Annotated in this window: 14 protein-coding genes; 1 reads left to right on the top strand and 13 read right to left on the bottom strand. The window is 49.3% G+C overall.

The features are described from left to right. Positions 1-14: 14 nt before the first annotated feature. From ELR70_RS24625 to mnmE, 6 genes are all read right to left on the bottom strand, one after another. Positions 15-968 carry a ParB/RepB/Spo0J family partition protein gene (locus tag ELR70_RS24625; protein WP_054016192.1) on the bottom strand — a complete coding sequence of 318 codons (954 nt, stop codon included), beginning with the start codon at positions 966-968 and terminating at the stop codon, positions 15-17. Positions 969-982: 14 nt separating this feature from the next. Continuing rightward, positions 983-1,768 carry a ParA family protein gene (locus ELR70_RS24630; RefSeq protein WP_010384867.1) on the bottom strand — a complete coding sequence of 262 codons (786 nt, stop codon included), beginning with the start codon at positions 1,766-1,768 and terminating at the stop codon, positions 983-985. Between the two features lie 14 nt (positions 1,769-1,782). Beyond that, positions 1,783-2,403: a 16S rRNA (guanine(527)-N(7))-methyltransferase RsmG gene (gene rsmG, locus ELR70_RS24635; RefSeq protein WP_054016193.1), complete on the bottom strand. Its 621-nt coding sequence runs from the start codon at positions 2,401-2,403 to the stop codon at positions 1,783-1,785. Positions 2,404-2,419: 16 nt separating this feature from the next. After that, positions 2,420-4,309 (bottom strand): tRNA uridine-5-carboxymethylaminomethyl(34) synthesis enzyme MnmG, encoded by a 1,890-nt coding sequence (mnmG, locus tag ELR70_RS24640; protein WP_054016194.1) that lies wholly within the window; start codon positions 4,307-4,309, stop codon positions 2,420-2,422. A gap of 433 nt (positions 4,310-4,742) precedes the next feature. Beyond that, the gene (mioC, locus tag ELR70_RS24645; protein WP_054016195.1) at positions 4,743-5,192 is read right to left on the bottom strand and encodes an FMN-binding protein MioC; all 450 of its coding nucleotides are present in this window, start codon (positions 5,190-5,192) and stop codon (positions 4,743-4,745) included. 700 nt (positions 5,193-5,892) lie between these two features. Then, positions 5,893-7,257: a tRNA uridine-5-carboxymethylaminomethyl(34) synthesis GTPase MnmE gene (gene mnmE, locus ELR70_RS24650; protein ID WP_054016196.1), complete on the bottom strand. Its 1,365-nt coding sequence runs from the start codon at positions 7,255-7,257 to the stop codon at positions 5,893-5,895. Positions 7,258-7,354: 97 nt separating this feature from the next. On the opposite strand from mnmE, the gene ELR70_RS24655 reads away from it, so the two are divergent. Continuing rightward, complete coding sequence (locus tag ELR70_RS24655; protein ID WP_054016197.1) at positions 7,355-9,502, top strand: winged helix-turn-helix domain-containing protein; 2,148 nt, start codon at positions 7,355-7,357, stop codon at positions 9,500-9,502. On the opposite strand, the gene ELR70_RS24660 is transcribed toward ELR70_RS24655, so the two are convergent. From ELR70_RS24660 to rpmH, 7 genes are all read right to left on the bottom strand, one after another. Then, positions 9,497-10,258 carry a hypothetical protein gene (locus ELR70_RS24660; protein WP_128064767.1) on the bottom strand — a complete coding sequence of 254 codons (762 nt, stop codon included), beginning with the start codon at positions 10,256-10,258 and terminating at the stop codon, positions 9,497-9,499. The genes ELR70_RS24655 and ELR70_RS24660 overlap by 6 nt on opposite strands. Beyond that, positions 10,255-10,716, bottom strand: a complete 462-nt coding sequence (locus ELR70_RS24665; RefSeq protein WP_054016238.1) for a TlpA disulfide reductase family protein — start codon at positions 10,714-10,716, stop codon at positions 10,255-10,257. Before ELR70_RS24665 ends, ELR70_RS24660 begins: the two co-directional genes overlap by 4 nt. Positions 10,717-10,743: 27 nt before the next feature. After that, positions 10,744-11,415 carry a cytochrome c biogenesis protein CcdA gene (locus ELR70_RS24670; protein WP_054016198.1) on the bottom strand — a complete coding sequence of 224 codons (672 nt, stop codon included), beginning with the start codon at positions 11,413-11,415 and terminating at the stop codon, positions 10,744-10,746. Positions 11,416-11,767: 352 nt separating this feature from the next. Beyond that, positions 11,768-13,399 (bottom strand): membrane protein insertase YidC, encoded by a 1,632-nt coding sequence (gene yidC, locus ELR70_RS24675; protein ID WP_054016199.1) that lies wholly within the window; start codon positions 13,397-13,399, stop codon positions 11,768-11,770. 8 nt (positions 13,400-13,407) lie between these two features. Continuing rightward, entirely contained in the window at positions 13,408-13,740 is a 333-nt protein-coding gene (gene yidD / locus ELR70_RS24680; protein WP_235577114.1) for a membrane protein insertion efficiency factor YidD, read from the bottom strand. Between the two features lie 288 nt (positions 13,741-14,028). Beyond that, positions 14,029-14,463 (bottom strand): ribonuclease P protein component, encoded by a 435-nt coding sequence (gene rnpA, locus ELR70_RS24685; RefSeq protein ID WP_054016200.1) that lies wholly within the window; start codon positions 14,461-14,463, stop codon positions 14,029-14,031. A 7-nt stretch (positions 14,464-14,470) separates the two neighbouring features. Then, entirely contained in the window at positions 14,471-14,605 is a 135-nt protein-coding gene (gene rpmH, locus ELR70_RS24690) for a 50S ribosomal protein L34 (RefSeq protein WP_010384852.1), read from the bottom strand. Positions 14,606-15,183 lie beyond the last annotated feature (578 nt).

The following is a 15,183-nucleotide window of genomic DNA, read 5'->3' on the forward strand; positions in this document are numbered from 1 at the left end:
CTTTAAAGGTAAGATTAGGAGGGTTGTTGAAAATCGGGCTGGATACGCCCCAAAATTCCGTCTAATTCGTCTAAATTTGCATAAGAAATCACCAACTTACCTTTGCCTTTTTGGTTATAATTTATCTCCACTTTGGCTCCTAGGTTCTCTGCTAGTTGTTGCTCAAGCAGTTTAACGTCCGGATCTTTCTCTTTTGCTGGTTTTTTCTCCACGGGCTCCAGCATCGTGCGCACCAGTTTCTCGGTCTCTCGTACTGTCAGCCCTTTCGCAACGGCAGTTCTGGCGGCTTCAGATTGCTGCTCACCAGTCAGGGCAAGCAAACAACGCGCATGACCCATCTCAATATCCCCATGCTCCAACAAGATTTTTACATCATCATTGAGATTATTGAGACGAAGTAAATTTGTCACTGTAGTTCGAGATTTACCCACGGCGTCGGCGACCTGCTGATGCGTCAGTTCAAACTCGTTCAGTAATCTATCAAGAGCGACCGCTTCTTCCATAGCATTAAGATCTTCACGCTGAATGTTCTCAATCAGGGCAATGGCCACCGCGGCTTCGTCGGCGACATCTTTAATGATACAGGGCACCACATCCAGTTCAGCCAGCTGTGCAGCACGCCAGCGTCGCTCACCGGCGATGATCTCAAACTGATTTTCTGCAATCGGGCGCACCACTATCGGTTGCAATACCCCTTGAGCCCGAATTGAGCTGGCAAGCTCTTCCAGTGCCTGTTCTGACATATCTTTGCGCGGCTGATATTTACCACGTTGCAAATACTCGATGGGTAACCGCTGTAATTCCTGATCGGTCACCTCATTGCTCAGCGGGGCCTGCTCGGGTTCAACGGCACGTTCAGTGCTCTGGGTTTGCGTGACTTCAGGCTGGGCAGGCTGAGGGGCAGCAGGTTTTGCCGAACTCAACAAGGCATCCAGACCTCGACCCAAACCACGTTTTTTCACCGACATTGTTTTTCTTCCTCTTAGGCAACAGCTGCTGCTTGTTTTTCCTGACGGCGGAGCATTTCTCCGGCCAGTGCCAGATAGGCTTTAGCACCACTGGATGCTCTGTCATAGTACATCGCCGGCGCACCAAAACTTGGGGCTTCAGCAAGGCGCACGTTACGTGGGATCACGGTGCGGTATACTTTTTCGCCAAAATGCTGTTTTAGCTGCTCAGATACATCATTCGCCAGGCGGTTACGCGGATCGTACATAGTGCGCAGGATCCCTTCAATCTGTAAATGTGGATTTACCAGCTTAGATAGCTGCGTAATGGTATCCATCAAAGCCGTTAGTCCTTCCAGTGCATAATATTCGCACTGCATAGGCACCATCACAGAATCTGCCGCGGCCATGGCATTGACCGTCAACATATTCAATGAAGGCGGACAATCTATAAAAATAAAATCATACTGATCCAGCACCGATTCAAGTGCATTACGCAAACGCACTTCACGGGCAAACAATTCCATCAGTTTGACTTCAGCCGCGGTAACATCACCGTTGGCGGCAATTAAATGGTATTCACCGGACGTTTCTTTGCTGATCACGTCCTGAATTGGGGTCTCTTCAATTAAAAGATCGTAAATGGTTGCCACTTCGCCATATTTGTCAACGCCGCTCCCCATGGTCGCATTGCCTTGCGGATCCAGATCTATCAGCAGGACCTTACGTTTGGTAGCTGCCATGGAGGCTGCCAGGTTGACCGCAGTGGTGGTTTTCCCCACACCGCCTTTTTGGTTTGCAATCGCAATGACTCTAGCCACTATGTCCTCGAATACTAGTCTTTTTTCAGAATGATTAAATGACGTTCACCATCCAGCTCGGGAACCTGTAAGCTGATATCACTTTCCAGGGTCACACCGGCGGGCAGGCTATCCAGTTCCTGCTGCGGAAATTGGCCTTTTAATGCCAAAAAGCGGGCTTCGTCATCGACCAGATGTCCACACCACTGAACCATGTCTTGCAGCGAGGCAAATGCACGGCTCAGTACACCGTCTAATTTAACACTTGGTTGATATTCTTCAACACGAGACTGAACTGGTGTGACGTTTTCCAGTCCAAGCGCATGTTTTACCTGAGTTAAAAAACGTACACGTTTACCAAGGCTGTCGAGCAGGACAAATTGTGTATCAGGCAGGGCAATAGCCAGTACGATCCCGGGTAGTCCCGGTCCGGTGCCCACATCAATGTAGTTTCTACCACTCAGATGAGGCGCAACCACCAGAGAATCCATGATGTGCTTAACCATCATTTCCTGAGGATCGCGCACTGAAGTCAGGTTGTAGGCTTTGTTCCATTTGTCGAGCAGCCCGACATAATCGACGAGCTGCTGCTTTTGCTGTTCAGTTAGCGTGATGTCCGTGTGGGCTAACAGGGCTGTAAGTTGTTCTAATAACACAGTCTTCCGTTTGTTGTTACGCAGACTTGCGCAACAACCCTTGCTTTTTCAGATACACTAATAATAGCGAAATCGCAGCAGGGGTGATACCAGAAATACGAGACGCCTGGCCAATTGTTTGTGGCCTGGCTTCTGAGAGCTTAGCAACCACCTCATTTGACAGACCACTGACCTGACTATAATCAAACTCTCCTGGGAGCAAGGTTTCTTCATGGCGCAGCTGTTTGTTGATCTCGTCTTGCTGACGCGCAATATAGCCCGCGTACTTGGTTTGGATCTCAACCTGTTCCAGCGCCTGAATATTCTCCTGGTCGCTCGCCAGGCCTTCAATCTGCATCAGATCTTTGTAGCTGACTTCCGGACGACGGATCAGATCTTCTAAACTGGCTTCACGGGTTAATGGCGATTTCAGTAATTCGTTCACCTGCGAAAGCGCCGGGTGATCTTTGTGGATCCAGGTATTGCGCAGTCGTTGCGTTTCCTGTTCCATCACTTCCAACTTATTGTTGTATGCCGCCCAGCGTTCATCATCAACCAGACCCAGCTCACGCCCTTTCTCTGTCAGGCGCAGATCCGCATTGTCTTCACGCAACAGCAGACGATATTCAGCTCGGCTGGTAAACATACGATAGGGTTCTTTGGTCCCAAGAGTTGCCAGGTCGTCGATCAAAACACCGGTATAGGCCTGATCGCGGCGTGGTGTCCAGGCTTCCTGACCTTTTACTTGCAAGGCCGCATTCATACCTGCTATCAAACCTTGTGCACCGGCTTCTTCATATCCAGTCGTACCATTGATCTGGCCGGCAAAGAACAGACCATTAATGAATTTGGTTTCCAGAGACTGCTTCAGGTCACGCGGATCGAAGAAATCATACTCAATCGCATAACCAGGACGACAAATGTGCGCATTTTCAAAACCCTGGATTGAACGCACAATCTCTAACTGAATATCAAATGGCAGGCTGGTGGAAATGCCGTTCGGATATAGCTCATAGGAAGTCAGCCCTTCAGGTTCAACAAAGATCTGATGCTTTTCTTTATCCGCAAAGCGGACGATCTTGTCTTCAATAGACGGGCAGTAACGAGGTCCGATCCCTTCAATCACACCGGCATACATAGGCGAGCGATGCAAGTTATCACGGATCACATCATGGGTTTTCTCGTTGGTATAAGTGATATAGCAGGGGATCTGTTGTGGATGATCCGACGCTTTACCCATGAACGAAAATACCGGCGTTGGCGTATCACCTGGCTGCGCCTGCATCACTGAAAAGTCTACAGTACGCGCATCGATACGAGGTGGTGTGCCCGTTTTCAGTCGATCAACGCGGAATGGCAATTCACGTAGACGTTGTGCCAATGCAATAGAAGGGGGATCGCCAGCACGACCACCTTTGAAGTTCTCCAGACCGATGTGGATCTGACCACCCAAGAAAGTACCCACCGTTAGTACCACTGTTTGTGCACTAAAGCGCAGTCCCATCTGAGTGACAACACCCTTAACCTGATCCTGCTCAACGATCAGATCATCACACGATTGCTGGAAGATCTTCAGATTATCCTGATTTTGCAAGATCTCCTGGATCGCCGCTTTATACAGAGCGCGATCCGCCTGAGCACGTGTTGCTCTTACAGCTGGGCCCTTAGAAGAGTTCAAAGTACGGAACTGGATCCCGCCTTTGTCGATCGCTTTGGCCATTGCGCCACCTAAAGCATCGATCTCTTTTACCAGATGACCTTTTCCGATCCCGCCGATCGCTGGGTTACAGGACATCTGTCCCAGGGTGTCCATATTGTGTGTTAACAATAAGGTATTCATGCCCATACGTGCTGCAGCCAACGCCGCCTCAGTACCAGCATGACCACCACCAACAACGATAACGTCAAAATGTTCGTGATAAATCATTTACGGGATCCTACTTAAAAACAACCAGCAAATTTCGAAAGGGTGCGTATTCTACCCAGAAAAACGCAGAAGTGAAACGTTTAAATTTTAATCAGCACAAAAGGATCACTTAATAATATATAAGGATCTTTTTAAAGATCTTTTATTAGATCTTACTATTAGATCGGCCCAGATCTGTGAATAACGATGTATTCCTTATTTGATCCAAAGAGTTAGATCAGATCATATGATGTGAATTAGATCGGATCATCACGATGAAAAGCTTTGATCAAAGTGGCTATTTATTCACAAGGCAAGATCCGATGAAAACTATCCAATGGATAAGTATGCTTAGATCCGCAGTTAGATCAAAGGTTATCCACAATGCGATCTAAGAAAGGCCTATTTTGTGAATAACTTCTGTGTAAAAGATCTTAATGCAGATCCATATACCTTACTGCGCTGCCAGGCTCAGCTGCTGTGTTAGCTCTGGTAACCAGGCAATGGCTGCATCTTCCGGCAAAGCTTCATCTTGTACATCGACCTTTAATACCGGTAAAAGCTGCTGCGCGCCTTTGTCTGTCAGTAACTGCGCACAATTACTGGCGGCCAGGTTATAGGTGTCATAACTTGAGTCGCCAATGCCCACCACGGCAAAGCGAATGTGGCTCAGATCATCATGCTGCGTCAGTTGCTCTATAAAAGGCAGCAGGTTATCCGGGTAATCACCCGCACCATAAGTGGAAGTAACCACCAGCCAAAGAGGATGCTGACAGGCGTTCAGATCTGGCTGCTCATGCAGATGTGTGCTGAATTCACTGGCATCGAGTTGCTCGGCAAGCTGCTCTGCGACGTATTCCGCACTGCCCATCTGGCTTCCTATGATGATCTCAATATTGCGCATGACGCGGTGTACCCTGATTACTGACTTTCGATCTATTCGCGACATCTTAATGACCTCACAACAGAAGTAAAGTATTGATCTGAGTTTGGGATAAAAAAATCTTGCCTGATTTGTGTGCAAAGCACTATGCTTTTTAAATAATTAATTAATAAACAATAGGTTAATAAAGTATTCCAGCGGCTAATTCAGTGAGCTTGTTGTGGATAAGCCGCGTATATCCTGATGTTTTTTGGGGCTATATGATGAGACTAAAACGGCCGCTTAAGTGGCAAAACCGACCTGTTTTTTCGGCTTGTGGATAGTTTTGGGGGATAAGTCGATCTACAGGTAAAAGTGCATGCAAGTAGAGGATCTATAAACTTTGATCCATATAATAAAATAATCTAAAAAATGGCGATCTTTTTTTGGATCACAGCCCGGATCGGACTGTCTTTGATAACCTGCAGCGCCAAAAGGCCGGGTTTAAGGGTCGCGTACGGTGCAGCCGTGTGCGATTTATGGGCTTACCAGAGTCGATACCGACAGTGACGGAGCGTGTTTATGGTCGTTATTCTTGACTAAAACGGTGTAATTAAATCGGCCAGGCAGCACGATATGGCACCCGATCAGCAAAACCAAACAGGGCGAATGTGTGAATAAGGAAAGTGTGACTAGCAGTGGGAGTGGGCGCAGGCCAGAGCGGCACTGCGCTAATAAACGGTTATTTACCGATGCAGAAGGAACTGAAGATCTTACCGAGCAGATCGTCGGAGGTGAATTCACCGGTGATCTCATTGAGATACTGCTGGGTCAGGCGCAGCTCTTCGGCCAGGATCTCGCCGGCAATGTGCATTTCTAATTGAGTCTGGCCAATTTCCAGGTGCTCTGCGGCACGCTCCAGCGCGTCGAGGTGACGGCGGCGCGCCATAAAGCCACCTTCGGTTGCACCGGTGAAGCCGATACAGGCTTTAAGGTGTTCACGCAGCAGATCTATGCCATTACTGTCTTTGGCGCTAAGACGGATCAGGGCATGGCCATGGTCGTGACTGGTGCCTGTGGTTTCACCACTGAGATCGACCTTGTTGCGGATCACTGTGATGTCCATGCCTTGTGGCAGTTGTTCGATGAATTCTGGCCAGATCCGGGCTGGATCGGTTTCGTCAGTTTCGGTGCCATCGACCATAAATAGCACATGATCGGCTGCGCGGATCTCTTCCCAGGCGCGCTCAATACCTATTTGTTCGACCTTATCCGGACTGTCGCGCAGGCCTGCGGTATCTATGATGTGCAGCGGCATACCATCAATATGAATATGCTCTCTGAGCACATCCCGGGTGGTGCCGGCAATATCGGTCACAATGGCGGCTTCCCGGCCTGCCAGCGCATTGAGCAGTGATGATTTACCTGCATTTGGACGACCTGCGATCACCACTTTCATGCCTTCACGCATAATGCTGCCTTGCTTGGCCTGTTGGCGTACCACACTGAGCTGATCTATGATGGCGCTCAGATCGCCGGCCACTTTGCCATCGGAAAGAAAGTCGATTTCTTCATCTGGAAAGTCGATTGCGGCCTCAACATACATGCGCAGATGGATCACTTGTTCCACCAGCGCATTGATGTGTTTAGAAAAATCACCCTGTAGAGAATGCAGAGCGCTTTTAGCCGCCTGTTCACTGGTGGCATTGATCAGATCGGCAATGGCTTCGGCCTGGGTCAGATCCAACTTGTCATTCATAAAAGCACGCTCGGAAAATTCACCGGGCTTTGCCAGCCGCACACCGTCAATCTGACTGATCTCTTTAAGCAGCATGTCCAATACTACCGGGCCGCCGTGGCCTTGCAGCTCCAGCACATCTTCACCGGTAAAAGAGTTCGGGCCTTTAAAGAATAAGGCGATCCCCTGATCGAGTTGTTCTCCCTGCAGGGTTTGGAATGGCAGATATTCTGCGTAACGGGTTTTCGGGCATCTGCCCAGAATTGTGTGGGCAACTTGTTCGGCCAGAGTACCCGAAATGCGGATTATGCCGACGCCGCCCCGACCTGGTGCGGTTGCCTGTGCTGCAATGGTGTCTTGTGCGATCATGATGACCCTTGAAAGCAAACTCTAATTAGCGCTAAGTGTACAGCAAACGCACGCTGTGAGGTATAGTAGAGGCGGTTCAGAGATAAGGATATAGCGTGTGGTGGTATTTGCTCAGTATTGTTTTGACAGCGACAGCTTGGTATTAAAAAAAGATCAGCAAGTGGTGGTGCTGCGTCCTAAAGTTGCTCAGTTATTACAGTATTTATTGGCCCGACCGCAGCAAGTAATATCCCGCGAGGCATTACTGGAGGCCCTGTGGCAACACGGTGAGTTTCGCGATGCTGCATTGACGCAAAGTATGGCGGAGCTGCGCCAGGCACTGGGTGATGATGCGCAGCAACCCAGCTTTATCCGTACCATACCGCAGCAGGGTTATCAGTGGATCTGCCCGCTGACACAGCCAAAGCACAACAAGCACAAGGTGCTATTGAGTGCGCTGTTAAGTGCCACCTTACTGATTGGTTGCGGTGTTATTGCCCTGTTCACTGAAACAGATCCTGCACCGGTGTCGGCGCAGCTTGCCCATCCTGCTTTAACAATTTTGCCTCTGGACAACCAAACCGGGGTCGCCGCCAATGCCTGGTGGGGCTATGCACTGCACGCGGCATTGACGACTCGATTGCAATCTGAATACCGTTTGATCCCGGCTGCACAGTTAACACAAGAGGATAATAGCAGGCAGGTTGAGCTCATATTGTCACGTCAGCAACAGCGCTACGTACTAACCGTTAATACCGCCCGGCAGCAGGAAAAAATCGTGGTTGAGCAGCTGGATGTGGGATTTAATGAAGTCGCTGAGCAGATCATTGCGGCACTGGCTTTATTGCCCGATGGTCAAAGTGCTCGTAAGCCGGAGCTGGTCGCGTCGCAAGACTATTATCGCGGACTACAGGCGCTGGATGAGCAGGGCAATAGACTGGCTAAATCCTATTTTGAGGCGACCCTTACCCAGGATCCGCAACATCTGGCTGCGCAACTCGAACTGGCGCGCATTGCCTGGCAACAAGGTGAGCTGACTCAGGCGAGAACCTTATTTGCAGCCATGGATCTGAATGCTGCAGAGCCTGCCATACGGGTGCGCCATTATTTGTACTTGGCTGAGTTTAACAAAGCCCTGGGCGACTATGCGCAGGCGCAGACTGCCGTGCAGCATGGGCTGACGCTTGCGCAGCGTCACCAGTTGCTGGAGCAACTGGCCACAGCGTATCAGTTACAGGCCGACCTGTTCTGGCTCACCCAGCTGTGGGATGCTTACGCCAGGGCGCTGAATTCAGCATACGCGTTAATTGGCAGCCGTGCCCTGGCGTATCGCGACGCACAACAGGCTTTTTATCTGGCTAATCCGCCCGCCGCCGGGCCCGAAACCAAGCGTTTACTGGACTTAGAACGCAGCAAGCAGGTGCTGGCACAGTCGGTAGCTTTTTACCGTCAGTCGCCTCGGCGCAATTTACTGGCGCGGGCTTTATTTGCCTATGGGCAGAACTATCTGGTGCCGGTTGCACAGAGTGAACCGAGCTTATTAGAAGCGCTGGAGATTGCATCGGAACTGGGTGATGACTACTTGCAAAAGCAAATACTCACTTACCTTGGGTTTTTCTATATTCAGCTACATCAGCGCGACAAGGCACAGGCTTATCTGGCACAGGTGGAGCCTGATCCGCAGTTTATTCCTCACTATGAATTACACTGGCTGTTGCGCGGCATGGCCATTATGGATGGTGCACTGGATCAGGATGGCGCGCCGGGGCTTGCGACTGCCATAGAAACCTTTGAGCAGTTACTGGGCTGGGAGCAGGTATCCACACTCACCGCTGCGCATGCCCAGTTGATGCTGGGGTGGAGTCTGATAAAGCAAGATGAGCTGGAGCGGGCCGGCGCGTTAGTGACAAGTGCACAGGCGGTGTATCAGCAGCTCAAGTTGGTTGAGACTGAGGGTTATGCCCGCTACACACGTATGTATATTCATTTACGCCGGGGTGAGGCGAAACAGGCACTGACTTTATTGTCTGCGCCAGAGCAGGCCAGTCACCTGGAACTGTTATATGGCGCGACTGCGGCTTTTATGGTTCATGATCATGCCTTGTCAAAGCAGTTAAGCGATCAACTGGCCACACGCCCCAATAGTGCAGCACTGATCAATCAGCTTACCTGGATCAGAGCTGCAATAGTGCCGCCATTTGAGTTGGTGACAGCTGTTATCGACAAACCCTACAGCGTGTATTGTCAGAGCAACTGGGCCCTATAAAGGAAAAGGCGGCACCTGATTTGCCCGATAGACCACCTTGCCTTGCCTGTTTTGCACTACCCAGTAGGGTAAGTCAGTCACCTCAAAGCGCCTGAACAGCTGATTGTGGCTGTCAAAAACGATCTCATGATTAACGTTAAAGCGTTGCTGATAGGCACTGACCTGAGTGTGATCCACATAAAACGGTTTGATCACGGTGACCACCGGGTAGTCGATCTTGGCTGACAGGTGGTTATTCTGTGCGATCCTGCGCTCACAATTCGGGATATGCTGAAACGGACACAGGCTGTCGCTGAAGAATAACACCCGAAAGCCTGCACCCGGGCTGGCGGGGTTAAAGGGTTGTCCGGACAAGGTTTGAAGCGTTTTATCCTGAGCGGGCAGGTCTGCGTGTGCTTTAGTTGGGGCCTTGCTTAGCGCCTCCCGTTGGCGTACTTGGTTGCCCTCAACCACCAGCCGATAGGGAGTTTGTCTCACGCCATAGCGGATCGCCAGCTGATTGTGGGTGTCTATTTGCAGGCCGTCATAGACCGGAAACAAGGCGGTAAATTGATCCACACTGGGTTTATCTATGTTGATGTCCGGGTGAAGGAAGCGACGCTCGATATTAGGGTGTGGCTCGGGCAAGGAGGTTTGCTGCACGTACTCATCCCAGAGGGTAATAAATATGTACTCAACCGGGGCGGCGATTGACTGCTGACTGAGCAAAAACATAGTCAGGCTAAGCAATAGGGTGATCGGGTTGTGTAATTTCATTGCTTGGCTCCTGTCAGTGCCGTCAGGTGTTGTCTGAGCTCATCGGTGAACAGGGCGCTGCGGTAAATCTCTGTGCCACTGGCATCGAGCAAAATGTGCTGAGGTGTGCCGGTTACCCGGTACTGGCGGGTAAGGGTGCCTGTTGCATCAAACACCGTGGGAAACTGATAGCCATAGCGGTTTAAATAGGTTTTCACGCCCTCGGCGGTCTGATTAAAGCCCACATTGACGGCAATGATCTGATAACTTTCCTTGCTGTTTTCAAAGGCCTGCTGGAGCAGTGGCATCTCTTCTACACAATAGGCGCACCAGGTGGCCCAGAATTTCAGGTAGGTAACTTTGCCGCTGCTTGAGACTGGCTGATCTGCCAATGTCCTGGCCTGTAAAGGGGGATAAGGCTTTGCCGTGGCCGTGAACGATAGTGCCAGTAATACGATGCCTGTGAGGAATATCTTCATAATCGTCTCCATAATGGTCTCCTTGCGTTATAGCCAGCTCTTGCCGGCCTGAATAAGAAAATATTGCGCCATGATGAGCAGTAACAGCGCACTGATGGTGGGTACGTAATTGAGCCAGGCACCTGCGCGGGGCAAACGCGTCACCAATTGACTGCTCAGTCCGGCCAGCAACAGCAGGGTGCTCATACCCAGTGCAAAACTAAATAGCAGTAGTGCACCGAATATCGGCTGTCCGCTGGTGGCCACAAACAGCAGCAAACCACCGAGCACCGGAGAAGTGCAAGGTGCGGCCACCAGTGCACTGGTCATGCCCATTAGCAGTGCTCCCTGCGAGCCCTGAAATGCAGGGCCCGGTAAGCGCGGAAAAGTCAACCAGCCTTTATTAACCAGGGCCAGATAAATGAGCAGGTTGGCAAAACCAACCTGTACCCAGGGATTGGAGGCCACTACCCCAAACAGGCTGCCACTGTACGCGGCAAGTCCACCCAGCAGGGCATAGACAGCAGCAAAGCCACAGCAATACTGAAGCGGTGCCAGTGCCTGGGTGCGGTATCTGGTCAGTGAAGCCAGGGTAATGGGCAGCAGAGGATATACGCAGGGCGTAAAGCTGGTCAGTACACCGCTAAATAAGGCCAGTGGTAACAGCCACCAGCTGAGGTGCGATGTGTTTAATGCGTCTAACAGAGGGGGTTCCAACATACTGTGCTCGCTAAATCGTTAAGATGCAGCGCAGCGTGCTACATGAACCTGAATTTGCCTATCAAAGTGGCGTAAAATCTGCCTAAAATATTATCAAGATATTGATTTTAATGATTAAGATTAGCTGTGAGACTGTGAGACTGTGAGACTGTGAGACTGTGAGACTGTGAGACTGTGAGACTGTGAGACTGTGAGACTGTGAGACTGTGAGACTGTGAGACTGTGAGACTGTGAGACTGTGAGACTGTGAGACTGTGAGACTGTGAGACTGTGAGACTGGCCGTTGGGTGGTAATGGCGGACATAAAAAAACGGCCCGAGATGGACCGTTTCTAGTTTATCTGTATTGCGTATTAACCGCGGACTTTCATGCCCTTTTTCTCCATGCCACGATAGATATAAAGCATCTGGGCAATTGAGATCAGGTTAGAGACCAGCCAGTACAGCACCAGACCAGACGGGAACCAGATAAAGAACACAGAGAAGATAACCGGCATCCAGGTCATCATCTTTTGTTGCATTGGATCCGTCACTGTCATAGGTTGCAGCTTCTGAGTCAGGAACATACTGGCACCAAACAGGATAGGCAGTACATAGTAAGGGTCTTTTGAAGACAGGTCTGTCAGCCACAGCATAAACTCGGCATGACGCAGCTCTGTTGACTCCAGGAATACATAGAATAGCGCCAGGAAGATAGGCATTTGCAGTAACAGTGGGAAGCAGCCACCCATAGGGTTTACTTTTTCCTTACGGTACATCTCCATCATTGCCTGACCAAATTTCTGACGGTCATCGCCATAGCGCTCTTTCAGAGCCTGCATTTTCGGCTGTAGCATACGCATTTTAGCCATAGAGGTGTATTGCGCTTTGGTAAGTGGGTATAGCAACGTTTTTACGATTAAGGTAATCGCAATGATGGCCAAGCCCCAGTTACCGATAATGCTGTGCAGGAACTTCAGCAGGCTCAGTAGTGGCTGAGAGATAAACCATAACCAACCGTAGTCGACTGTCAGATCCAGGTCTTCATGAAGCGCTTCCAGCGCGTCTGTGTCTTTTGGACCCATGTAGTAAGTGGCGGTGAGCTGTGCAGTGCCATTGGCCTGAATATTGGTTGCTTCGCCTTTTACACCTATGATGCTGTTGTTATTACGCAGCGAGCTGTAAATGGTGTTGTTCTTTTCCTGATCTGGTACCCAGGCACTCACAAAGTAGTGCTGAATAAAGGCAACGTAACCACCCTGAGTATTTTTATTCAGGTTGGCATCGGCCATATCAGAGAAAGAGTATTTCTCATAAGGCTCTTCGCTGGTGCCATAGGCTGCGCCCAGATAAGTCTGGTCAACCATGCTGCCTTTTTCCTGAACCGTGCGCTTGATTTGGGTATACAGTTGCACCTGAACAGGATCAGCCGTTGGGTTAGTCACATCGTATTCCAGCGCGACATCATACTGGCCCGGCTTGAATACAAAGGTTTTGCTGAACTGCACGCCTTTGCTGTCAACAAACGTCAGCGGTACACGCAGTTCATCACCGTTTAATGTGTAGCTGGTTTGTTCGCTTTGATAGACCGGGCGGCCCTGGCTTGATGCATCCGGGCCATTCAGACCAATCAAACCACTTTGTGCAAAGTACTCTTTGCCTTCAAACTCTCCCAGTAACAGGTAAGGTTGGTCGCTGCCATGGGTTTCGGCGTGCTGTAGTAATTTCGCCTCAACAATGTCACCGCCACGGGTGTCGATTTTCACTGCCAGTACATCGGTGGTTACCGAAATGACTGAGCGAGTAGCCACAGTGGCCTGCATTGGCACATCAGCCTGACTGGAAGCCGGTACGTCGGCCTGGTCATTGTTTGCGGGGCCGGCCACTTGTTGTGTGACGGCACTGGTATCAGCATTGGCTGCGGTTTGTTCCTTTGACCACTCTGTAAAGAGTAAAAAGGTAACCAGCAGCAAGCCGATAAATAAAAACGTGCGTTGCGATTCCATAACAGCTCTTATTTCTCGTGTTGTTTATCTTGCGTTGATTTAGCAGGCACGGGATCAGACCCGCCTGCACTTAAAGGGTGACATTTTAATATGCGTTTAAGCGCTAACCAACTCCCTTTTGCAATTCCATGTAAATTAATTGCCTGAATTGCATAGTGAGAGCAGGTTGGGGTAAAGCGACAGTGTGGTCCCAGCAGCGGACTAATACAGCGCTGATAAAAACGGATCACACCTAATAGCAGTGTTTTGATCAGTCTTTGACATACCGACAAGGGCCACCGGATCCACGTTTTACAACGCCGCACTAAGCGCGATGATACTGTGGAAGGGGAGTGATTCATGTAATTGCCGTCAGACTGATAACCAACTCCCAAATAAAGAAGGAAAATTGGCGATTAAAAGGTGAGCTAACTTTACCTTATCGGGGTCAAAATAGCCATTGAGCCCCATGCGATTTTAGCGAATTCACTGTAAGATGAACTCGACCAATCGTCGTTTTCATTGGTTATAGTGCAAATGAGTAACATCATACTGTTACGTAAATTGAGTATGTAAGTGGCACAGCAAATACAGCGCTGGCTTAGAGTGTGCAGACACGATAAATCAGCATATATTAGTGTATTGTGATGTTAAGACTGTTTGGGGCTACGCTGTTTAGACGCAGGACGCTTTTTATTGTGGCGTTTATGAGGTGGGGGCTTAGGTGCTCCGGGTTTACAGCGCTCATTTACTTTGCGCCATAATTTTGCCAGTTGTTTGCTGAGCTCTTCATTGGTTTGCTCGTCTACGCCGGTTTTGACCATCAGTACAATATCAATATTGTCCAGTTTATGACGGTTTAGGCGAAAGCTTTCACGGGCAAGACGTTTAATGCGATTGCGTTGGCAGGCTTTTTTACAGCGTTTTTTAGCAACAGTGAGTCCCAGACGTGGATGTCCGACATCATTGGGTTTAGCTAAGAGTGTAAAATAAGGAGTGGCTGCGCGAGCGGGTTCGTTAAAAACTCGGGAGTAATGCGAGGGAGTTAACAGACGTAACTCCCTGCTGAAGCTAAAGTCTTCCACTTATATATTAAGCAGAAAGTACTTTACGGCCTCTAGCACGACGACGCGCTAGTACTTTACGGCCATTCTTCGTTGCCATACGTGCACGGAAACCGTGAGTACGCTTGCGTTTAAGAACGCTAGGTTGAAAAGTTCTTTTCATAACTAATCCATCCGATCGGTTAAAGTTTAAAACATCCTATGCAGGTCGCGATCCTGGCACAGGTGCCATTGCGAGCGCGAGATATTAATGCCGCGGCGTAGGAAAGTCAATCATAATCGCGCCATCAAGCATAGATTTTAGCCAGAAATAACAAAAAACGGTCATTCACCTTGCTATCTCCAGAGAAAAACGAACCACATTATACCTATATAAAGAATAGAGTGTGATCTAAATTCTCCCATTAGCGATCCGGCACTTTATATAGATCGGATCTGAGCGGTGGTTGAGTGTGATCAACTCAGATCGGATCAAAGTTGGGTTTTCCACATGCCTTGGGTGAAAAGTGGCAACATCCTTTGGAAAACTTAAAATGATCGTGTTTTTTTGGTGAGATCTTGGCGTATTTTTGCTAAGATCAGTAAACAGGGTGAAAAATAAAATGTCAATAAAAACAAGCGGATGAGTTTGTTTCTGGGAAAGATCCTGAATTTTAAAAAAGTCAATATTGATGTTGTGGATAAGATCCCCTCATAATACCCGGCTTCCACCTATGTATTTATGATAATAAACAAGCATTT

Origin of the sequence: Pseudoalteromonas sp. R3 (genome assembly GCF_004014715.1) — a bacterium.
Taxonomy (GTDB): domain Bacteria; phylum Pseudomonadota; class Gammaproteobacteria; order Enterobacterales; family Alteromonadaceae; genus Pseudoalteromonas.